The following is a 21,139-nucleotide window of genomic DNA, read 5'->3' as shown; positions in this document are numbered from 1 at the left end:
ACCGGACATCACTCATGAGCAGCGCGGACCAACCCACCCTCAACGCAACAGAATCCCAGTCGCCACGGGATCCGTTTGCCCGCGCCCGACCCACCGACTTTCACTGGATCTTGCTCAGACCGGTGTCGGTGCTACGCAAAACCATTCAACCGGAAACACTTGCCCAGGTGGCCACCACCCGCGAACGCATCGGCAACCTGGAGCTGTATCGCCTGCAGATCCGGCTGGATGGCGAACAGTGGCAGGAAGATGGCAACCGGCTTGAAGTATTGGTCGACCACAGCCGCCAACGGGTGCGCTTTGGACCCAGCGGCGTGCGCATTGCTCCGGCGCGGCGCGGTATAGCCGGGTATCTGCTCGCTCGGCTGATCGACTGGTGTCAGCGCAATGTTCCGGAATATGTGGTCACGCCGATGATTCTTGATGATCAGGGCCTAAATGAGGAACTACAGGAAGTACGCAGGAAGCTGCTTAAGCGCGCCGGATTCGATATCAGCTTCAATCCGGACGCCCCAGCCCAGGGCCGCGCCCAGACCAGCCATCTGCAGCATCTGATCGGCAGCTGGAACACCGAGCGCGTGCAACCCATCGAGCCGGGAGAACTGCTGCACCAACTGCGCGAGCAGGAAGCGGCCCAGCTGCAACAGCAACGTCAGCTCAATACGCTGCAGGCGTCACTGGAAAGCTATAAACGCAACGATATCGGACACCGCTTCGCAATCGGCTGCCTGATCGTATTCTCGATATTCCAGGCCATATTGCTGTTATGGGTAGTGCTTCGCTAAGTAGCTACAGCGAGGCCTGAAACAGCTCCTGATGGTCGCGGCATTGCGCCGCGCTCAGCACGAATACACCATGCCCGCCGTGTTTGAAGGGTACCCACTCGAAGTCGACTTCAGGCCACTCGGCCATCACGTGAACCATGCTGTTGCCCACTTCGATAACCAGAACGCCATCCTCGGTAAGATGATCAGCGGCTTCTGCAAGAATACGCCGCACCAGATCCAGACCGTCCTCCCCGCATGCCAGACCTATCTCCGGCTCATGCTGATACTCATCCGGCAATCCATCCATATCCTGTGCATCCACGTAGGGAGGATTGCTCACGATCAGATCGAAGCGCTCGCCCGGCATGCCGTCGAGACCGTCCGACCAGCGCGCCTCAACCCGATCCTGAACCTGATGCGCTTCGATGTTGTCCTCCGCCACAGCCAGGGCGTCGGTGGACAGGTCTGCGAGTACCACCTCGGCCTGGGGAAACGCGTAGGCGCAGGCAATACCAATGCAGCCGCTACCGGTACACAGATCCAGAATCCGGACTGGGTCGCGTTCCAGCCAGGGTTCGAAGCGATTGGCTATCAACTCTGCGATCGGCGAGCGTGGCACCAGCACTCTTTCATCGACGATGAAATCAAGGCCGGCAAAGCGTGCGTGCCCGGTCAGGTAGGCTGCGGGAATACGTTGGTCTATTCGTTGCTGCAGCAACGCGATCACCGCTGCACGCTCGCTTTCGGTGACCCGACAATCCATGTAGTCCTGCGGCGTCTCCCAGGGCAGCGACAAGCCACTCAACACCAGCAGGCGCGATTCGTCCCACGCGTTATCCGTGCCATGCCCGAACCACAGGCCGGCCTCATGAAAACGACTCACGCCCCAGCGAACGAGATCCTTGATGGTGGTTAGCGCGGCGAGTTCAGTCATGGCAAAGCGTCCTTGAATCGAAGCCGTCATTCTAGCAGGCAGGTCAAAACCGTGGCGCGGGTTTTCTCGCCCGAGGCATAAGCCATAGGGGCTGGTACACTATGCGTCTGCCAATTATGTGTTGACCATCATGACCCACGATTCCAACGAAACCGACGATCTGGACCTGTTCAGGCAGGCGATCCGGGGCGTAAAACCGATCAAGGTCGATCAGGCCGATACCGGCAAGCCTCGCACTGATCACGCCAGGCTAAAGACGCTGCGTCAGGGCGCCGTCCGGCCGGATAACCGTATCAAGGTCGACGGGCTGTCGGATCAGTTCGTCATGGATGTGCAGCCGGAAGAAGAGCTGGCCTGGGCGTCAAACGGTGTACAGGAAAGCCAGCTGCGTAAACTGAAGACCGGCCAGATACCCTTCGACGGCACCATCGACCTGCATGGCATGACCGTGGAGAAGGCGCGCGAGATTCTCTGGGAGTTCATTGCCGAGGCTAACCGGCTGGAGATCCGCTGCGTACGCGTGACCCACGGTAAAGCCATGCGCAAGGACGGCCGCAAACCTATCCTCAAAAGCCACGTAAATACCTGGCTGCGTCAACACCCCAAGGTGTTGGGTTTTACCTCATGCATTCCGCGCCATGGCGGCACCGGGTCGGTTTACGTTTTGCTAAAGCGAACCATGCTCGAAGGACGGGACGAATAACTGGCCAGACCTGTTGACGCCGTTCACCAGGAACGGCAACAGACCCGGGCGGCTCAGGCTTCGCTGGTCGACCGCTCCGTCAGGTATTCGATAACGGCTCGCTTGTCGCCACTGAACACCACCCGCTGCTCCTTCCCGGCCCGCTGGTAGGCATACATCGGATCGTAATAGTGCGTCAGCAGCCCGGCGATCCAGTCACGGTGGGCGTGCACCTCCCCACTACGCTGCTGAATCTCCAGCGCGTGGCGCATCATTGCTTCGAGAGACTGGAAGCGCTCGCCGCCCAACCGCTTGCGAATACGTAGCAGGCTGCCCAGCAGGAACTCGGAAAACGCGGCGAAGGCGGCCTCGGGCTGCTCGGGATGTAACAGTGCGTATTCAGCGTGCATATCCGTCACATAGTCCTGAAGGATTCGCTCGACACGGTTCTCGAAGCTTTCCTCAAGCCAGATCAGCGGCGCCTCCTGCATGGCGCGGAACAGCTCGATCGGCACCGTACAGCTGCCAACCATGCGGCCCTCGTCCTCCAGCACCAGCGTTTGGTGCCCCTTCGCCCGGACTTGGAGCACTTCAATGGCCAGACGATTCTCGAAATCAATCTGTCCTGGTTGAGGCGTCGAGCGTCGGCCAAAGCTCGAGCCCCGGTGATGGGCATGACCTTCCAGATCCAGACTGGACTCCAGCGCGGCGATCACTTCGGTTTTTCCGGTGCCGGTCAAGCCGGCTACCAGCTTCAGATCGCACTCGCGAATCGCCTCGTCCAGAGTATCGATCAGAAAACGCCGTAACGCCTTGTAGCCACCGGCAACACGCGGGTAATCCACCCCCGCCTCAGCCAGCCACTGCTGGACGATCTGCGAGCGCAAACCGCCACGGAAACAATAGATATAGCCTTCGGGGTGCGCTTGGGCAAAGGCTTTCCAGGCTTCGACGCGCTGCGCCTTGACCTCGCTATTGACCAGCTTGTGACCCAGATCGATAGCCGCCTGCTGGCCCTTCTGCTTGTAACAGATACCCACCTGCTCGCGTTCGTTATCCAGCATGAGCGGCAAGTTGACCACTCCTGGAAAGGCGCCCTTGGCAAACTCGACCGGCGCCCGTACATCCAGCAAGGGTACGTCGTTCAGAAAAAGACGCGAAAAATCCTGCGTGTCCGCGCGCATCAAACGACCTCGACGCAGGGGCCGGCATCCGCGGCCACGCACTCACCAATCGGCTCAAGCGGCAGGCCTTCTGCCTCGGCAAGCGCGAGGAACGCTGCCTCAGCCGCCGGATCGACCGCAACCAGCAAGCCACCGCTGGTCTGCGGATCGCACAGTAAATTGCGCCAGGCCTGCGGCATATCCGCGACCTTGTGTCCGTAACTGGCAAAGTTGCGCCCAGTGCCGCCTGGAACGCAACCGGCCGAGAGATAGTGATCGACGCTGGCCAGACGCGGCACCCGCGTATATTCGACGCGCGCCTTGACGCCCGACCCTTCGGCCATCTCCACCAGATGGCCAAGCAGGCCAAAGCCGGTGACATCCGTCATCGCCTGTACGCCTTCAAGCGTTGCGAACTGCGCACCGATACGGTTGAGACGGCACATCAGATCGCGCGCCACACCGGCGTCCTCGTCGCGCAACTTTTTCTGCTTTTCTGCGGTAGTCAGGATGCCTATACCGAGGGGCTTGGTCAGATACAACCTCGCGCCTGCACGGGCAGTATCATTACGCTTGAGCTGGCTACGGGTGACCTGGCCAGTCACTGCCAGACCGAATATGGGCTCCGGCGCGTCAATCGAGTGTCCTCCCGCCAACGGCATGCCCGCTTCTGTGCAGACTGCACGGGCACCAGCCATGACGTCACCCGCTACGGCGGCGGGCAACAGATTCACCGGCCAGCCAAGAATGGCGATCGCCATCAGAGGCGTGCCGCCCATGGCATAGATATCGCTAATGGCATTGGTCGCGGCGATACGGCCGAAATCGTAGGGATCATCGACGATGGGCATGAAGAAATCGGTGGTACTGACAATGCCGCGCTCGTCATCTATCCCGAAAACCGCTGCATCATCCCGGCTGGAATTACCCACCCACAACTGTGGAAACGCCGGGCCGGGCTGTCCGACCGAGAGGATCTCGTCCAGCACCTGTGGAGAAATCTTGCATCCACAACCGGCGCCATGGCTGTATTCGGTCAAGCGAACTGAGTTTTTCATGCCGTCTCTCCTGCCAAGTCAAGAGCGGCATTCTATCAGGCCTTTAAAGTCTATTGCCGTTTCATCGCAGCCGCGACACAGCAACGCGGCTCGCTATGAACGAGCATCAGACCCCAGGAACCGGCCTATGCGATGGATGGCGTCTTATTACCTTCGTCGAAGCCGTTACGAAGCCTGGACGTCGGGCTTGATCCCCTCGAAACGATCCAGGGTGTCGCTGGCGACCAACCGGCCGAGCTCGATCAGCTCCGGGGCGCGGTGAAAATCAAAGAAGCGGCTCAGGCGTTTCGGCACTTCCATCAGCACATCGGGCGGATATCCGGCAATCTTGTACTGCGTCAGCGAAGCCTGCATCGTTTCGAATGACAGGTTGACCAGTTCCAGCATGCTTGCCGGACCGACATTCTGCTCCACGCGTACCGGGGCCGTTTCGTCCTGTTGGCGGATTGCTGCCTTCTCTGCCGGCACCTCATCCTCGCCAGGCTGATCCAGCGCAACCACATCATCCGCCGAGCTTGCACGACGGCTTATCCAGTTGCGCATATTGATGCTGCCCACCCAGTGATCCCATTGCTGACGTATCGGCGCCGACCGCTCGATCACCGGCAGACTGTAACCGTAGGTATGCATGCCGTTAAGGTTGACCGCCACAATCAGATCGCAATGGGAGGACACCACCGGAACAATCGGTAGCGGATTGAGCAGTCCGCCGTCAACCAGCACCCGACTACCCTGACGAACTGGCGAGAACAAGCTAGGTATCGCTGCCGATGCGCGCATGGCCTGGTGCAGGCAGCCCTGCTGGAACCAGACTTCCTGCTGGTTGGTCAGGTCAGTCGCCACCGCGGTGAAGGGTATCTTCAGATCCTCGATTCGCACATCGCCGACGATTTCCCTGACGCGGCCGAAAATCTTTTCCCCACGGATCGCACCGAGATTGCCAAACCCTACATCCAGCAGCCTCAGCACGTCGATATAGGCCAGACCGGAAACCCACTCCCGATAGGCCGACAGCCCCCCTGCGGCATACACACCACCTACGACCGCGCCCATGGAGCAACCGGCGATGCATTCGATGGAATACCCGCGACGTTCCAACTCTTCGATCACGCCTATATGGGCGTAACCACGGGCCCCGCCACTGCCCAGAACCAATGCAACGCTGCGTCCCATGCTGCCTTTTCCTCTTCTCATTAAACTCGATTGACGACGGGTTTCACTCTCAGCATGATGCCGGGATAATTTTCACCATATCAAGGCAACCCGTGAACAAACGCCGTACCTTTCTGCTGAAACTGGCCGCCGTAGTACTCATTCTTGCAATAACGCTGGCCGTGTTGGGAGCCTGGATATTTCACAGCGCGGAAGCACAGCGCAGCGGCACGCTAAGACTGCAGGGCATGGAGCAACCGGCGCGGGTGTATTACGACACCTGGGGAGTGCCACACATTGACGCACAAACTGACCAGGATGCCTATCGTACTCTTGGCTACCTGCACGCCCAGGACCGCCTGTTCCAGATGGATCTGCTGCGCCGGATCGGCGCCGGGCGCCTCTCCGAACTCTTCGGCCAGGAGTCGCTGGCAACCGACCGCTTCTTTCGCTCACTGGGTATCAGCCGGTTCGCCCGCGACTATGCCAGGCGCATGGAAGAGAATGCCGACGCGCCGCACGTCCAGCTGATAAATGCGTACCAGAGCGGCATAAACCAGTACATCGACCAGGGTAATGTGCCGGTTGAGTATCGCTTGTTGCTTAGCAAGCCGGACTATTTCACTACGGCTGATATCGCTCATGTCATGGGTTACATGGCGTACTCGTTTGCTGAAGCTTTCAAGACCGACGCCCTGGTCGATCATGTTCGCGGCACGCTGGGCGAACGGCATATGCAGGACCTGGTCCCTGGGTGGCCAGACACCAGGCCGCCCACATCTCCGCCAGCGCAGAGCGCCTCGTTGCTCGGGCCGTTGCTTCAGCGGGTTGCCCACGTCGAAAAGCACCTGCCGGTCGGCCAGTTCCTGGGCAGCAACGCCTGGGCAATCAAGGCGAGCCGTAGCGCAAGCGGTGCCCCTATGCTGGCGAACGACCCACATATCGGGTTCTCGGTTCCTGCCACCTGGTATGAAGCGCATATCCGCACCCCTGAACATGAAGTCTACGGGCATTTCCTTGCCGGGTTGCCGTTCGCGCTGCTGGGCCAGACGCGGCATCACGCCTGGGGCCTAACCATGCTGATGAATGATGAAGTGGACTTCTACCGTGAGCGCGTTCATCCGGACAAACCAGACCATGTATGGACCGACAATCGCTGGCAAAAGCTGACCGTGCACGAGGAAGTGATCAAGGTCCGCGGCCAGGAAGACCGCCTGATCCGGATGCGCAGCTCCAGGAACGGGCCTATCATCAATGACCGTCTGGACGCCTCGGAAGAGGTCGAAGCGGATCGTCGCCCGGTCAGCCTGTTCTGGACCTTTCTCAATCCCGAAAGCGACTCGACCGAGGCCTTTTATGGGTTTTCAAGGGCCAGCAACATGGCCGAGTTCGAGGCCGCAGCAGCAAAGCACTGGTCTCCCGGACTCAACGTTGTGTACGCCGACGTGGAAGACAACATTGCCTCCTGGGCGATTGGCCGTATGAAACGCTGGCCGAAAAGCAACAACAGCTTCGCCCTGCTCAGTGGCGGCAGTGATCGGGACAAATTCCTTGGCTACCAGCCATTCGCCCTCAACCCGCGCACGGTGAACCCCTCCGTCGGGCATGTATACAGCGCCAACCACCCCTATGATCAGGACAATCCGCGGCGCCTGGTGCCTGGTTACTACGCCCCGTCCGAGCGCTCCCAACGGCTGGCCGAGCTGCTGGCCACCGATCAACCCATGGATCAGACGTTTTTCCGTCATATTCAGCTGGACACCCGCCGCTCCCAGTCGGCGGCGATGATTACCGATGCCCTGCCATTGCTCAGCGAAGAACTGTTCCGGGAAGAGCTGCGCACCTCGGCAGCACGCGCCAGGGAATTGCTCGCGGAGTGGAATGGCGGATTCGAACGCAACAGCGTGGGCGCCACCCTTTACCAGCGCTGGCATGACCAGCTGATGCGAGCGCTTTTCGCCGATGAGCTTGGCGACCAGTACGAATTTTTCAAGAACACCAACATGGCTGAGAAAAGCCTGCTCAGTCTGTATTGGAAACCTGCATCGCCGTGGTGGGACAACCGTGAGCAGCCGGTGCTCGATGGTCGCCAGGCAGCCGTCGAACACGCCTGGATCAATACAATCGAAGCGCTTACGGAGCAACTGGGCACAGACGTTGATGACTGGAAATGGGAGCGTGTCATACGGCTCGAGCATGCCCATCCGCTGGCGGAGAAATTACCCTTCGGCGCGCTTCTGAGCAGTGATCCGGTACCCGTCGACGGAAGCAAGGAGAGTATCAACAGCATGACCTTCGCACTGGATCAGGATGTATACCAGGTCAGTGCCGGGCCTTCCGCGCGCCGGCTGGTCGATCTGGGCAACCTTGACGGGACGCTCGGCATCCTGCCGCTCGGCCAGTCGGGCAATCCCTTCGACCCGCATTACGATGATCAGGCGGCGCTGTTCAACGAGGGCCGCTACCGCACGCAATTGTTCGACTGGGTGTCGATCCAGGGCCTGCCTGATCGCTTGAAAGTCAAGCCTTCCCGGAAACGCTGAGGCGGGCCTGCTGCACATCGGATCCAGCCGGATCGGCTGAGATCAGGAGAGGGTTTCACGTTTGCCCACCAACAGCTGGGGAACCGGGATTTGTCTGCAACCCGCGCCCTGAAACAAGGCGCGGGAGTAGCCCTAGATCTTGACGATACGTATCCCCGCCCCTGGGGTTGCTTCGCCGACCTCCAGCCGCTGCTTACGAATCCCGCGATCGGCAAGTCCCTGCACCACAGCCGGGGCCTGAGCTCCGTGTATAACAACACGCAAACGGGTATCAGTGCGCAGCGCGCGGTTCAGAAGATCCAGCCAACTCGCCATCGTCTCCCCTTCGGGGTCTTCCAGTTCGGCAGCAGGTACATTGAAATGCCCTTCGCTGTTGATAACCTTCAACAGCGTCGCGGGCGTTGGATACAGAGCGCGTTCAACCGGCTGGTCAGGAGTGAACTGATCAACATGTAAATAGACCTGGCGGTTGCCACGGGTAATCACATAAAGGCTGAGGAATCGCTGAGGCTTCTCATCAACACGCATCGCCAGATACGCCTGGTTATCATCGGGACCATATAAGCGAGAGAAACCGATGACCTGACTCGCCCAGGTACTGCTGCTTCCGCACTCGCGACCCTCGCAGAAGTACAGCATGGTCGTGTCGTTATCCAGCAGCTGCTGGGTTGCATGGGCGAAAGCCTCATCTGCGTCATGCCCCGAAGGGATCAACCAGGAGACCTGCAGGAGTGAGCCGACGGTGCGTACTTCGCGCTCGGCCCGCAATTTGTTGTTGATGCGCCGTACGCTGCCAATGGCTACGCCATGGTCAATGTTCTCCTCAACGTTCACTCTGGCAACTTCGGCACGGGGAAAAGGCTGAATCATCAATTCATCCGGGATCGCATCAGCAGCCTGCAGAAAGGCGGATAACACGGTAAAAGCCAATCCCATCAACAGCAGAGCCGGTCGTCTTCTTGACGGCATTTGTTCTCCTCAGCGTTGCAGCATTACCGCGCCTCCCAAGGGGTTTACGGGGCCAAGCCAACCAGGCTTCAGCCGGTCATGCGGTGGCATGAGCCTATAGCAATGTCCGACCTTCTGATAGCCTCGGCCAGCGCTTGTAGCCGGTCAAGCGAGGCTTTTGAAAAAACTGTCAATAATCGTTGCGACCTCCGGGGCGGCCTGCTCCAGATGCAGGTGATGTCCGCCTTCAAGTCGATGAATCTGCAGATTCTGAAACTGCTCAAGCAGTGCTGATGCCTCTGGTCGCCTTGAGAAAATGCCTTCACTGGCGACAACCAGGCAGGTGGGCGTGCGTATTGCTTCAACTATCGCAACGGCCTGCTTAGGTGTGAAGCGAAGCGCCGAAGGCAACATCAATTGCGGATCGGTTCGCCATGTCCAGCCGCCCTGCTCCGGCATCAGCCCGCGCTCAACCAGACAGCTGGCAGCGGCACGTGACAAGGGCATGCTGCCGCCGAGAATACGGGCGGTAGTTGCCTTCTCCGGCGAAACGTAAACCGGCTTGCGCTTCTTGCTGGTGGCCAGACTGGCTTCGAGAAAGCGCGCCATTTGCGCCGGCGTGTCATCCGCGTTGGAGGTGATCGGCATCAGTCCGTCTATCAGCGCAGCGCCCAGGATGCGATCGGGGACGCTGGCAGACAGTATGCTGCTGATAATCGCGCCCATTGAATGCCCGAGCAGCGCGAACCTGTCCCATCCCATGCTTTCGACGACCTGTAACACCGTAGCGGCTTGCTGCCACAGACTGTAGCCGCCGGCAGGCAGGTGACCGGAAAGACCGTGACCCGGCAGATCCAGCGCAACCAGATACACTCCGTCGAGATCCGGTGCGATAAGGTCGAAGGTGGCAGCGTTATCCAGCCAACCGTGCAGCCCTATGACCGGCAGCCCGTCAGGCTTGCCCCACACTTTTGCGGCAACTTCGATAGAAGGCAGAGTAAAGCGGACTTCGTGACTCGCGTGTTCCATAAATCCTGGGATCCTGAAAAAGGTAGAAAAATCTATACATCGAATACGGTGGACCCAGCGTCGCGCGCATGGAACGCAACACGGGCGACCGGGTATCGCTCAACCATCAGTCCGATGCGGGCGTCTCCTGCCATAGCACTCGCTTGCCGCTGACCGACCACATCTCGAGCTGGTCCTGATAGGTAGCTGCAACCACATGCCGCTTGAGCTTTAGCGTCGGAGTGATAAAACCGTTATTCACGTTCCATTTATCACGCATCACGACCAGGCAGGCGAGCTGCTGATGCTGCGGCAGACGCTTGTTGGTGTCATTGAGGATGCGCGAGAGGCGCTCCTCAATAGTTGGCTCCTGAGTGGCTGATTCAGCCTCGTGCAACTGCACCAGCGCTATCGGCTGCGGCAGGTTCTCGCCCAGTACGCAGGATTGCTCGATCAGCGTACTGGCATCCAGCAGCCGCTCGATCGGCCCGGGCCGGATTACCTTCCCGGCGCGGGTAGTGAATACATCCCGGGCGCGGCCGATGACCCGCAGAAACCCTTCCTTGTCGACCTCGCCGAGATCACCGGTGTGCAGAAAGCCATCCTGATCGAGCATCCGCGCGGTCCCGTCAGGATCCTTGAAATAGCCCAGCATATTCGCCCGGCTGCGCAGCAGGAGCTCACCATCCTCCGCGAGCCGGCATTCGACGCCCGGGTTCGGCAAGCCGACCCAACCTGATTTGAATCGCTGAGGTCTGCCAAGGTGGGAATAACCGCAGTTTTCGGTCATGCCGTAAATTTCGACGAGGTTCATGCCAAGACGCTGAAACCAGCGCAGCATGTCATCCTCTGGAGGCGCTCCGCCGCTGACGGCGTAACGGATATGGTTGAGGCCTAACGCCGTCAACACCATGCGGGCAGGAATCCGGCGAAGCAGGGGTATCTTCAGTAGAGGATCCAGCACAATCGCCGGAACCCGGCGATATACGCTCTGCCGCAGCTTGGACCAGAGCCGCGGCACACCGAAAAACACCGTTGGGCGGGCGCGGCGCATGTCGCGCACGAAGGTGTCGGAGCCATGCACAAAATAAATCGTCTCGCCACCAAGCAGCGAAGCAATCTGGACGAATTGCCGCTCCGCTACATTGCTGAGCGGCAGGTATGACAGCAGCCGATCGGTGTCGTTGATTACGAACAGACGCAGCCAGTTGTTCGCCGCGTGATACATGGCGCTGAAGCTGAGCATCACGCCCTTGGGCGGGCCCGATGTGCCTGCGGTATAAACCAGCGTCGCGACGGCGGCAGGATCTGGCAGGCTGTTTCCGGTCAGCGGCTCGTTGCTATTCAGCAGGCCCTGCCAGGACAGCGAATCGTCATTGTCTGGCGCCAATGGCAGCGCGAGCCAGGGAATATCCGGGTATACGCTGGGTCGTACGCTCTGCCAGCTGTCCAGCTTGCCGATGAAAGCCGCCCGACACTCGGCGTGCTCCAGTATCTGGCGCACCGAATCGCTGTCCAGCGTCGGATAGATCGGCACACTGACATGCCCGGCCATCCAGATCGCCAGGTCGGCTATTATCCAGTGCGCGCAATTTTTCGAGAAAAGCGCAATATGGCTGCCGGAGTCCAGCTCAAGCGAGCGTAGATAAGCCGCGATCCGCCGGGCCTGATCGCCCACCTGAGCCCAGGTGAATTCCTCGACGCTCGCGTCCGCGTGGGGCTGAACCAGATAGATCTTGTCCGGATGCGCCTGCTCCCGCTCAAAGAAGCTTTCGAGAGCGGACGAAACAGCCAGTTTTACCTGATCTGGCATTTGCTGGGCCTCGTGGACTTTTTGTTATTACCGCTAGGTGCTGAATGAGCAAGGAATGGCATCACCCGACCAAGCGTTTCGGACCTCACTATCCCATGCTCAAAAAGGGCAAACAAGCGCAGAACAGCGGCAAGCGCGCTGATTCTGCAGATGAATGTCAGATCATTTGACCCGTTGCGCCAGACCGGCCGCCACGTACTCCAGATCAAGGCAGACCAGTCCTGCGGTAGGCATCGGGTAGTGACCGCGTCGATGCCCCTCCACCAGCAGGCTTATCAACTGACTGACCAAAGGCTGATGACTTACCAGCAGCAGATTCTGCTCGGTTTGCTGTTCCAGCTGGCGGATTACAATGCGCGGATCAGTTTCAGGTACCAACCAGTCGACGGTGCTGATTTTGCCGCTATAGCCGGTTATCTGGCAGGCCAGTTCAGCGGTTTGCTGTGCGCGCACCAGCGGGCTGGCAAGCACAGCCTCAAGCGGCTCACCGGCCAGACGGGACATGACTGCACGAACCTCTTGCCGGCCTGCCTCGGTCAGCTCACGAAGAGCATCGGTAGGCGCCTGCGCCTCGGCCTGACCATGACGAAGTATCCAGAGCCTCATGATGGCTGTACGGGGCCAGTGGACGAGTCGCCGGACGCTTCAGAGCCCGCGTCGGCAGCTGATGCACTGGCTGCACTGGCTGCAGAGACCGGCTGAACACGGCTGACGCGCCATTCAGCCTGGGGGTCCGGCCACTCCATGAACGGCCACGGCTTCTGCTCAGTCGCGCCGGTCGCAAAACGGCCGATCTGCCAGGCATACTGCGACAGGCTATTTCCGAATCCGGTCAGCCGTGGCTCATAGGAGCCGTTGAGTAGCTGCGAGCCGATCTGTAGCACCACTACCACGACAAGCAGCAGCTCGGTGATCTGCCACGCGAGCGCAAACAATAGGATATAGAGGAGGCGCAGCCAGAAATCGGCAGAGGTAATGGCTGTCTTGGCATGCTTCATAGCGTGGCGTTCCCGGTATTAACATAGGAGGAGAATTCAACGTCGTCTTTCTGAGAAGCTGACATAAGCCGACCGATCACATCAGCCAACGGCTGACCTTCAAACAAGATAGCGTGCAGTCCGGCAACCAGGGGCATATAGATGCCCTCTTCGTCGGACTTCTGCTTGAGCACACGAAGCGTGTTCACCCCTTCAGCAACTTGCCCCAGTTGCGCCACGCTGTCTTCGAGCGTCTGGCCTTTTCCGAGCGCAAAGCCAACCTGAAAGTTTCGTGATTGCGGCGACATGCAGGTAACCATCAGGTCGCCGATTCCGGCGAGACCGAGAAAGGTCATGGGATTGGCGCCCATGCTGACCGCAAACCGGGTCATTTCCGCCAGCGCCCGCGTGACCAGCATGCTCTTGGTGTTTTCCCCGACGCCCATCGCTGCTGCCATACCGGAGATGATGGCGTAGACGTTCTTCAACGCACCGCCGAGCTCCACACCAAAACGGTCCTGGCTTGCATACACCCGGACACTCTTGCTGCCCAGTACCGCCTGAACCTCACTGCACAACGTCTCGTCCCGGCAGGCAATCACAGTGGCAGTCAGCGCGCCAGCGGCCATTTCGCGGGCCAGGTTAGGCCCCGACAGTACGCCAACCCGGGCGCCCGGCGCCTCGGCTTCAACTATCTGACTCATCAGCAGAAAGCCAGGATGCTCTATGCCCTTGGTGGTGCTGACGACGCCCTTGCCTGCCAGATCGGGCCCGATCTGCTGCAACACATTGCGAAAGGCTCCGCTGGGAATAGCCAGAAATATCAACTTGGCTGACGCTAATGCGGCATGCAGATCGGTCGTGACAATCAGGCGCGGATCCAGCGCTATGTCCGGCAGGTATCGGCTGTTGCGGTGCTCGCGGTTGATCTCGTCCGCGACGGTCTGATCACGTAACCATAAGGTCACTTGCACCCCATGCGAGGCCATCAGATTGGCCAGAGTGGTCCCGAAACTGCCCCCACCCAGAACGCAAACCGGCTGTTTTTGCTCAGTCATGCAAGATCCTTTGTTCAAATGACAAACGGCATTATAAGTTCACAGCACGATAACAGCGATGCGGGAGTGGCAAAACCTGTTCTCGCCGCTATGATGGCGCCGCCTCAAACAGCCAGGACAGCTCAGGACATGATCGAAACTCGTAGTCTGGTCGTTTTATTGACGATAGTGATGACCGGTGCGGTTCAAGCCAGGGAAAGCAGCCCGCTCGGTAGCCCCGAGCTGCCGACGGTGCTCAGCGCTACGCGGCTCAGGCAAGCGCCCGCTGACGTCCCTGGCAGCATGACGGTCATTGACCGGGAATTGATTCGCGCAAGCGGCGCACGGGACGTGCCCGAACTGCTCAGACTGGTGCCGGGCATGCTGGTTGGCTACCACTCGGGCAACACCGTCAACGTCAACTACCATGGCACCAATGTAAGCGAAGCCCGCCGCCTGCAGGTGCTGGTGGACGGCCGTTCGATTTACCGCCCCGGATTTGCCACGATCGACTGGTCCGGACTTTCGCTGGCAATGGATGACATCGAACGTATCGAAGTATTTCGCGGGCCGAACACTGCGGCCTACGGGGCGAACGCCCTGATGGGTGTGATCAACATTGTTTCCCGTGATCCGGCCGGCAGCCTGGGTACACGCCTGAAAGTAACCCGCGGCACCCGGGGCGTCGATGACCGCTACGGCAGCCATGGCTTCAAAGCAGGCGAGACCCATATGCGACTGAGCATCACCGGAAGACGCGATAACGGGTTTGACCACAACGAAGATGGCGAGTCCACTCGCGACAGCCAGCGCAGCGATGCTTTTACGCTGTCCGGCACCACGGATATCGATTCAAGCCAGACGCTGGCGTGGCAACTGGGCGCTGCGGACGGCTCCCGTCAGGCTGACTATGATTACGAAGCCATGGCGCCCGGCAACCCCGATTATCCCGGCGCGGAAGGTTCTGCCTTCGAACGTCTGATCAGCGAGCATGCGCCTTCTTCGGATTCTCGCGATCGCAACTGGTTCGCCTCGGCGCGCTGGAGCAATGATATTTCCTCCACCCACAATTTGCAGGCGAGTACCTCCATCCAGCATATGGAACGGCTACGCCAATGGCGCGCCTGCGACTCGCCGGTTGTATTCTCACCTGACCTGAAAACGATTTATCAGGCGGATCCGCAACTGGCGCGGCATCTGAACAAATATTTCCGTGGCAAGCTGGATGATGCCGAAGCCTTGCAGGCATTATTTCCCGGTGATAAGGCAGCGCTCTTCCCTCTCGCCGAAAAGGTCATCGCCCAGCATGACGCGTCACTCGACACCGGCCCGGTCTGCTGGGATATCAACCATACGATGAGGGAGACGCGCTATGAGGTTGAGTTGCAGGACACCCTGCAGCTTACCGAGCAGCTGCGCACAGTGTTCGGCTCGAATCTGCGTTATGACCGGGTCCGCTCAGACACCATTTTTAACGGCGTCGTGGACAACCGGACGCTCCAGCTTTTCGCCAACATTGAATACAGGCCCCACAACCGATGGTTGTTGCACGCTGCCGGCATGGCTGAGGACAGCGAGCTGACCGGCTATTCATTCTCCCCGCGCCTGGCCGTGCACTATCTCCTCCGCCCGAGCCATAGCTTGCGGGCTGTGTACTCGGAAGCGATACGTACTCCGGACATGTACGAGAACCACGCATCCTGGACCTATCGTCCGACCAACATGAGCGGGGCTCCAACCCTCAGCCGAACCTACTATGCCCATGCGAAAGGACCCGGAAACCTGAAGCAGGAGCACATGCGATCGGCTGAGCTCGGCTATAACGGTTACAGCCACCGACTCGCTCTATCGATGGATTTCCGCGCTTTCCATGAGGAAATCGACGATATGATGAGCGAACCTCTGCAACTGAAGAACTTTGTCCCGAGCAACGCAGGGTTCGTACGCTTTACCGGCGCTGAGGGACAACTGGATTGGCAGGCAACGCGAACCGATCGTCTTCGGTTGACCTACGCCTACATCGATTTTACCGCGGCACATAAACTGGATCGGCGCCTGACCCCGCGCAACAGCGGCTCGGTGGCGTGGCTGCGGCAATGGCCTGGCGGCTTTGACAGCAGCCTAATCTATTACGGCGCCGATATGCTCAACGAACGGCGCTTCGAGCGTGTAGACTCCCGGGCCGGAAAGCGACTGGAGCTGACCCGCAGCAGCAGTCTGGATCTGGCGTTGACCTGGCAGTACAGGCTGGATGACGAAGGCCTGACCTGGTCCGAGAATCAATTCGCCAGCCCAAGCCATTACTATCTCAGCGCCCAACTGAGTTTCTGAGCGCAGGGAAGCAGCGTATGATCGCGGCTCCATTCAGACTAATGAATCATTGACAAGGATGTTTAATGGCTCTCTCTACCTTTGCGGCCCTATGCAGGTGAAGCGCCTGAAAGGGCTGCTATGTACCTGCCTCGTGCTGCTTGCCCTCCCGGGCTGGGCCGCCAACCTGACGGTAATAGCGCCCGAGCGCACCGAGTTGACAGACCATTTCACTGTCGCACTGCGGCAGCTTCGGCCAGCCGACAACATCCTGATGCATATACTTGGCGAGCCGCTATCGACAACATCTGCCGACATGGTAGTGACCATGGGATGGCGGGCAGCCCAGTGGCAGCAGGCACATCATCCCGAGACACCGACCGTCGCCACCTACGTCAGACTCGAACAACTTCAGCACGACCCGCCTGAATTGCTTCGCGGCTCGCGTCATATACTGCTCGCCAGTCCTGAACCCTCCCGTCAGGTAGCACTTGCGCGCTTGCTTCTCCCCCGCATCGATACGCTCGGCCTGCTGTATAGCGACGCCAGCCGCATACAACTGCCTGCCTGGCAGCAAGCGGCCGAATCCGCAGGCCTTACATTGCTCACCGAGCTAGTTGAAGCAGAGGACAACCTTGCACGTCCTCTTATCGACGTCCTTTCGCGCAGCGATGTGTTGATGGCCATCGATGATCAGACGATTTACCGGGCCGACACCCTAAGAACCCTGCTACTGACCAGCTATGCCCGGGACAAGCTCATGATTGGGCCCAGCGCGCCGTTCATTCCGGCTGGAGGTCTTGGCACCACGTTCAGTTCGCCTGCCGATATGGCGCGCAGTGTCAGTGAGTTGCTGGACGAGCGCGTTCCTGCCGGCCTGAGTTACCCGAAACATTTCTCCGTCGTCACCAATCCACACGTCGCTCGCTCTCTCGGCTTTCCGCCGCCTGATGACGCCGCACTATTGCAGCAGCTGATAAATAGGGAGACCGGACAGTGAACCACTGCAAGCCGGGCAGTATTCATAACCACCTGCTACTGATCGCTCTCGCCCCTGCGGTCATACTCGGGCTGACTTTACTCTTGTATTTCGTCAATGCGCGGCTGGATGACGTTCAACGCCAGCAGTATGAAACCGGCGAACTGATTGCCCAACAGCTGGCCACAACGGCGGAGTTCGGGGTTGTAACAGGTCACACGGCTACGCTGGAAAACCTCATATCAGGCGCCCTGCAGATTCGCGACGTACTGGCTATCGAAGTGTATGACCGGGATGGTGAGCTGCTGGTCCGATTACCTCGCAAAGCCAGAAATCCCCAACCGGGGGCGGCCAACCTGGTGTTCAATGCCGACATTCTGCGTCAGCGCATAGAATTGGATCACGAACTTCATATGCTGGATGTCGCAGAGAGCGCCGATGCGGAGCACGATTTCCTGGGCCAGGTGAAGGTAATGCTCAACCATGAGACGTTAAGCGATCGGCGCGAGGACATACTCTGGAGTGCCACCTTTACCGGCCTGGCTGTGCTAGCCACCCTGTTCCTTGCACTGCGCCTGGCCCGTAAGCTGGCCATGCCCTTGACCCATATGAGCAATGCCATTCAATCGCTGAAAAATGGCCGGTTTGAAACGCGCCTTACCGGTGAAGGAAACGACGAGATCGGCCGCCTGGGCGCGAACATCAACGCACTTGCATATCAACTTCAAGAGACGCGCGAACTACAACGCCTTGCCATCAAGGACCTGACCGCCGCCAGGGAAGAGGCCGAGCGGGCCAATAACGCCAAATCAGCGTTTCTGGCGATGATGAGCCATGAGCTACGTACGCCCATGAACGGTGTGATGGGTATGCTGCAATTGCTCGAAACTACTGCGCTCGACTCGGAGCAGGCGGAATACGTGCATATCGCCGGCGAATCGACTCATCATCTGCTCGATGTGATCAACGACATTCTCGACCTGTCGCGTATTGAAAGCGGCACCATCGAATATGAACGCATTCCCTTCAATTTGCGCGAGAAGCTCGCCAGCGCGATTGCACCCTTTGAATACGCTGCCAGGCAAAAGGGCTTGCGTCTGATTGCGGATCTTGAAGGTCCGCCGGCACTGAGCGATGTGACCGGTGACCCTACCCGCCTGCGCCAGATACTGGTCAATCTGATTGGCAATGCCTTGAAGTTCACTGCGCAGGGCGAGATCCATGTCAGAGCTCGCTGGGAGCAAGAAGCCGCAAAAGTGATTCTGCATTGCGAAGTAAGGGATACCGGCATCGGTATCGCAGCGGATCGCCTGGAAAGCATGTTTGAAGCCTTTCAACAGGCTGACAGCAGCACCTCGCGGCGGTTCGGCGGGACAGGGCTCGGACTGTCCATCGCCCGCACATTTGCGCGCAGCATGGGCGGGGATCTGAGCGCAACCAGCGAGCTGAACGCAGGTTCCTGCTTCATCCTGCGCCTGCCTTTTGACCGGTCCACCTTCCTAGCCAGCGCGCCACCGCCGCAACCGCCACGCAGCAATCCGCTCCCGGGCGCATTGCTGCTGGTTGAGGACAACCCGGTCAATCGGATGGTTATCGAAGGCATGCTGCGCAACAGGGGGCACGAAGTACAAACAGCGCAAAATGGTCAGCAGGCTATCGACCTGCTCACTGATCCGCAGCGGGCGTTCGCTGGCATTTTGATGGATATACAACTGCCAGACATGGACGGCATTGCCGTTTATCAGCGCTACCTGCAGTACTGCAAGCAGCATGATGTGCCGCCGGTGCCTTGCATCGCTCTGACCGCCAGTGCGCTGACTTCAGAGCGTCTGGCGTGTGAGCAAGCCGGCATGAGCGGCTTTCTGAGCAAACCTCTATCAGCCCTCGCACTGGATCAGGCCATCGATGCCTGGCTCTTGCAGCGGCATTTACCGAACTGATCGAGCATCATTCTGTTCGGCGGTCAGCGGACGCGGCAATGGAATCTTGGCCATTTAATAGAGAAACTAAGGCATCCATCATCAAACAGGACCTGACAATCGATGAGTGCCAACGCCGCTTCGCCAATCACCCTGGAGTCTCCGTTTACCACCCTGCCGGATCTGATCGCTCAACACGGACGTGACCGTTCGGAGCAGACAGCACTGATTCAGGATGATCGCCGCGTCACATACGGAGAGCTGGACCGGTTGGCCAACCGCGTGGCCGCCTCTCTGCAACGTGACGGCCTTGAGCCAGGCGACAGCGTTGCGATCTGCGCCAGCAATTCGGCCAATTACGCCATCCTGTTTATCGGTGCTTTGCGCGCTGGCGTCGTCGTTGCCCCCCTAGCCCCCTCCTCCACTCCTGAAAGCCTGCTGATCATGCTCAAGGATTCAGCAGCAAAACTGTTTTTCGTTGATCAACATACCGACCACGAGCTGGGCGGAGTCAAGGAGCGCATAACGCTACCCTTGTTCACCCTGGACGACAGCCGCCCCGCCGACGGGTTTTCCGAGTGGATGACCGACACTGCGCCGCAACCGGTAACCCTCTCGCCCGAGATGCCTTTCAATATCATCTATTCGTCCGGCACTACCGGCGAGCCCAAGGGCATCGTGCAATCGCATGGCATGCGGTGGTCCCACATACAGCGCGGCCTGGCGTTTGGCTATGGCCCGGATTGCGTCACGCTGATGTCGACCCCGCTGTATTCAAATACCACGCTGGTGTCCTTCCTGCCGACCCTGGGCCTGGGCGGTACGCTGGTGCTGATGAGCAAGTTTGACGCCAAAAAGTATCTCGAGCTTGCCGCCGAGCACCACGCCACTCACAGCATGCTGGTCCCGGTGCAGTACCAGCGCATCATGGCGCGAGACGATTTCGAACAATACGACCTGTCCAGCTTCAAGATGAAGTTCAGCACCAGTGCGCCTTTTCACGCGGAACTCAAGGCCGACATTCTCAAGCGCTGGCCCGGTGGGCTGCTGGAGTTCTACGGCATGACCGAAGGCGGCGGCTCCTGCATGCTTGCCGCACACGCGCATCCCGACAAGCTCGCCACTGTCGGCAAGCCTCTGGACGGTCACGATATGCGTGTGATCGACGAGGATGGCAACGAACTGCCACGCGGCGAGATTGGGGAAGTGGTCGGACACTCGGTAGCCATGATGACCGCCTACCTGAACAAACCGGAGAAGACAGCCGAAGCGGAATGGTACGACAGTACCGGTAAACGCTTCATCCGCACCGGTGACGTCGGCCGTTTCGACGAAGACGGCTTCCTGACATTGATGGATCGACGCAAGGATATGATCATCAGCGGCGGCTTCAACATCTACCCCAGCGATCTGGAAACCGAACTGCGCAAGCATCCGGATCTGCAGGAAGTCACCGTGATTGGTGTGCAATCGCGCAGCTGGGGCGAGACGCCGGTGGGTTACGCCGTACTCAACCCGGGCGCGACTACCGCTGCCGAAGAGATCCTGCAGTGGTTCAATGCGCGGGTGGGCAAGACCCAGCGGCTGAACCGCCTGATACTGACTGATGAGCTACCACGCAGCGCCATCGGCAAAGTGCTCAAACGAGAGCTACGCGACAGCTTCCAGGCGACCTATGGCGAGCTGGACTGACGCTGAACTCACTATTGATCCAGCTACCGCCGGGGACAAGAAATTTTGTCCTCGGCGGGCCTTGCGAGTATCCTCTAGCGCCTCTGGTCTGACATGGTGTGACTTTCGCCCCTGGTCAGCAGTCTGAGCTTACGCTGGCGGATGCCCCACACAATTA

General features: G+C 59.3%; 18 protein-coding genes. 8 read left to right on the top strand and 10 right to left on the bottom strand.

From position 1 onward, the window contains the following. Positions 1-14 precede the first annotated feature (14 nt). On the top strand, positions 15-785 hold the full coding sequence (locus HG264_RS03715) for a hypothetical protein (protein WP_169406391.1): 771 nt from the start codon (positions 15-17) through the stop codon (positions 783-785). Positions 786-789: 4 nt separating this feature from the next. Here HG264_RS03715 and prmB read toward each other — a convergent pair whose 3' ends face one another. Further along, the gene (prmB, locus tag HG264_RS03710) at positions 790-1,701 is read right to left on the bottom strand and encodes a 50S ribosomal protein L3 N(5)-glutamine methyltransferase (RefSeq protein ID WP_169406390.1); all 912 of its coding nucleotides are present in this window, start codon (positions 1,699-1,701) and stop codon (positions 790-792) included. A 130-nt stretch (positions 1,702-1,831) separates the two neighbouring features. Between prmB and HG264_RS03705 the strand changes: the two genes are divergently transcribed. Next, the gene (locus tag HG264_RS03705; RefSeq protein ID WP_169406389.1) at positions 1,832-2,404 is read left to right on the top strand and encodes a Smr/MutS family protein; all 573 of its coding nucleotides are present in this window, start codon (positions 1,832-1,834) and stop codon (positions 2,402-2,404) included. Between the two features lie 53 nt (positions 2,405-2,457). Here HG264_RS03705 and mnmH read toward each other — a convergent pair whose 3' ends face one another. The 3 genes from mnmH to HG264_RS03690 all read right to left on the bottom strand — a co-directional run bounded on the left by mnmH (position 2,458) and on the right by HG264_RS03690 (position 5,777). Continuing rightward, entirely contained in the window at positions 2,458-3,567 is a 1,110-nt protein-coding gene (mnmH, locus tag HG264_RS03700) for a tRNA 2-selenouridine(34) synthase MnmH (protein ID WP_169406388.1), read from the bottom strand. After that, on the bottom strand, positions 3,567-4,604 hold the full coding sequence (gene selD, locus HG264_RS03695) for a selenide, water dikinase SelD (protein ID WP_169406387.1): 1,038 nt from the start codon (positions 4,602-4,604) through the stop codon (positions 3,567-3,569). The genes mnmH and selD overlap by 1 nt, the downstream gene beginning before the upstream one ends. Positions 4,605-4,769: 165 nt before the next feature. Beyond that, on the bottom strand, positions 4,770-5,777 hold the full coding sequence (locus HG264_RS03690; protein ID WP_169406386.1) for a patatin-like phospholipase family protein: 1,008 nt from the start codon (positions 5,775-5,777) through the stop codon (positions 4,770-4,772). A gap of 92 nt (positions 5,778-5,869) precedes the next feature. Between HG264_RS03690 and HG264_RS03685 the strand changes: the two genes are divergently transcribed. Further along, positions 5,870-8,299, top strand: a complete 2,430-nt coding sequence (locus tag HG264_RS03685) for a penicillin acylase family protein (protein WP_169406385.1) — start codon at positions 5,870-5,872, stop codon at positions 8,297-8,299. 132 nt (positions 8,300-8,431) lie between these two features. Here HG264_RS03685 and HG264_RS03680 read toward each other — a convergent pair whose 3' ends face one another. From HG264_RS03680 to HG264_RS03670, 3 genes are all read right to left on the bottom strand, one after another. Continuing rightward, entirely contained in the window at positions 8,432-9,268 is an 837-nt protein-coding gene (locus tag HG264_RS03680; RefSeq protein WP_169406384.1) for a DUF4892 domain-containing protein, read from the bottom strand. A gap of 144 nt (positions 9,269-9,412) precedes the next feature. Further along, on the bottom strand, positions 9,413-10,276 hold the full coding sequence (locus HG264_RS03675; protein ID WP_169406383.1) for an alpha/beta fold hydrolase: 864 nt from the start codon (positions 10,274-10,276) through the stop codon (positions 9,413-9,415). Between the two features lie 106 nt (positions 10,277-10,382). Next, the gene (locus HG264_RS03670) at positions 10,383-12,068 is read right to left on the bottom strand and encodes an AMP-binding protein (protein ID WP_169406382.1); all 1,686 of its coding nucleotides are present in this window, start codon (positions 12,066-12,068) and stop codon (positions 10,383-10,385) included. A gap of 44 nt (positions 12,069-12,112) precedes the next feature. Here HG264_RS03670 and HG264_RS18565 point away from each other — a divergent pair, with 44 nt between their 5' ends. After that, positions 12,113-12,238 carry a hypothetical protein gene (locus HG264_RS18565; protein WP_256663765.1) on the top strand — a complete coding sequence of 42 codons (126 nt, stop codon included), beginning with the start codon at positions 12,113-12,115 and terminating at the stop codon, positions 12,236-12,238. Here HG264_RS18565 and sixA read toward each other — a convergent pair. From sixA to HG264_RS03655, 3 genes are read right to left on the bottom strand one after another with little or no spacing between them, the layout of a single operon-like run. After that, positions 12,231-12,674 (bottom strand): phosphohistidine phosphatase SixA, encoded by a 444-nt coding sequence (gene sixA, locus HG264_RS03665; protein WP_169406381.1) that lies wholly within the window; start codon positions 12,672-12,674, stop codon positions 12,231-12,233. The two genes, HG264_RS18565 and sixA, sit on opposite strands and share 8 nt — an antisense overlap. Continuing rightward, entirely contained in the window at positions 12,671-13,066 is a 396-nt protein-coding gene (locus tag HG264_RS03660; RefSeq protein ID WP_169406380.1) for a DUF4389 domain-containing protein, read from the bottom strand. Before HG264_RS03660 ends, sixA begins: the two co-directional genes overlap by 4 nt. Continuing rightward, positions 13,063-14,103, bottom strand: a complete 1,041-nt coding sequence (locus HG264_RS03655; RefSeq protein ID WP_169406379.1) for an NAD(P)H-dependent glycerol-3-phosphate dehydrogenase — start codon at positions 14,101-14,103, stop codon at positions 13,063-13,065. The genes HG264_RS03660 and HG264_RS03655 overlap by 4 nt, the downstream gene beginning before the upstream one ends. A gap of 129 nt (positions 14,104-14,232) precedes the next feature. On the opposite strand from HG264_RS03655, the gene HG264_RS03650 reads away from it, so the two are divergent. The 4 genes from HG264_RS03650 (at position 14,233) to HG264_RS03635 (ending at position 20,982) form a co-directional block, all read left to right on the top strand. Then, positions 14,233-16,413 carry a TonB-dependent siderophore receptor gene (locus HG264_RS03650; RefSeq protein ID WP_169406378.1) on the top strand — a complete coding sequence of 727 codons (2,181 nt, stop codon included), beginning with the start codon at positions 14,233-14,235 and terminating at the stop codon, positions 16,411-16,413. A 97-nt stretch (positions 16,414-16,510) separates the two neighbouring features. Beyond that, positions 16,511-17,392 (top strand): hypothetical protein, encoded by an 882-nt coding sequence (locus HG264_RS03645; protein WP_169406377.1) that lies wholly within the window; start codon positions 16,511-16,513, stop codon positions 17,390-17,392. Next, on the top strand, positions 17,389-19,311 hold the full coding sequence (locus HG264_RS03640) for an ATP-binding protein (protein WP_169406376.1): 1,923 nt from the start codon (positions 17,389-17,391) through the stop codon (positions 19,309-19,311). The genes HG264_RS03645 and HG264_RS03640 overlap by 4 nt, the downstream gene beginning before the upstream one ends. A 102-nt stretch (positions 19,312-19,413) precedes the next feature. After that, positions 19,414-20,982: a class I adenylate-forming enzyme family protein gene (locus tag HG264_RS03635; protein ID WP_169406375.1), complete on the top strand. Its 1,569-nt coding sequence runs from the start codon at positions 19,414-19,416 to the stop codon at positions 20,980-20,982. Positions 20,983-21,139: the final 157 nt, after the last annotated feature.

It is taken from the genome of Pseudomonas sp. gcc21, from assembly GCF_012844345.1.
Taxonomy (GTDB): Bacteria; Pseudomonadota; Gammaproteobacteria; order Pseudomonadales; family Pseudomonadaceae; genus Halopseudomonas.
Note: the sequence above shows the minus strand (reverse complement) of the source record. Positions and strands in the feature narration are given on the sequence as shown.

Coding starts and splice junctions, on each gene's coding strand:
- HG264_RS03715 (WP_169406391.1), top strand. CDS start 15: ATGAGCAGCGCGGACCAACCCACCCTCAACGCAACAGAATCCCAGTCG.
- prmB (WP_169406390.1), bottom strand. CDS start 1,701: ATGACTGAACTCGCCGCGCTAACCACCATCAAGGATCTCGTTCGCTGG.
- HG264_RS03705 (WP_169406389.1), top strand. CDS start 1,832: ATGACCCACGATTCCAACGAAACCGACGATCTGGACCTGTTCAGGCAG.
- mnmH (WP_169406388.1), bottom strand. CDS start 3,567: ATGCGCGCGGACACGCAGGATTTTTCGCGTCTTTTTCTGAACGACGTA.
- selD (WP_169406387.1), bottom strand. CDS start 4,604: ATGAAAAACTCAGTTCGCTTGACCGAATACAGCCATGGCGCCGGTTGT.
- HG264_RS03690 (WP_169406386.1), bottom strand. CDS start 5,777: ATGGGACGCAGCGTTGCATTGGTTCTGGGCAGTGGCGGGGCCCGTGGT.
- HG264_RS03680 (WP_169406384.1), bottom strand. CDS start 9,268: ATGCCGTCAAGAAGACGACCGGCTCTGCTGTTGATGGGATTGGCTTTT.
- HG264_RS03675 (WP_169406383.1), bottom strand. CDS start 10,276: ATGGAACACGCGAGTCACGAAGTCCGCTTTACTCTGCCTTCTATCGAA.
- HG264_RS03670 (WP_169406382.1), bottom strand. CDS start 12,068: ATGCCAGATCAGGTAAAACTGGCTGTTTCGTCCGCTCTCGAAAGCTTC.
- HG264_RS18565 (WP_256663765.1), top strand. CDS start 12,113: ATGAGCAAGGAATGGCATCACCCGACCAAGCGTTTCGGACCTCACTAT.
- sixA (WP_169406381.1), bottom strand. CDS start 12,674: ATGAGGCTCTGGATACTTCGTCATGGTCAGGCCGAGGCGCAGGCGCCT.
- HG264_RS03660 (WP_169406380.1), bottom strand. CDS start 13,066: ATGAAGCATGCCAAGACAGCCATTACCTCTGCCGATTTCTGGCTGCGC.
- HG264_RS03655 (WP_169406379.1), bottom strand. CDS start 14,103: ATGACTGAGCAAAAACAGCCGGTTTGCGTTCTGGGTGGGGGCAGTTTC.
- HG264_RS03650 (WP_169406378.1), top strand. CDS start 14,233: ATGATCGAAACTCGTAGTCTGGTCGTTTTATTGACGATAGTGATGACC.
- HG264_RS03635 (WP_169406375.1), top strand. CDS start 19,414: ATGAGTGCCAACGCCGCTTCGCCAATCACCCTGGAGTCTCCGTTTACC.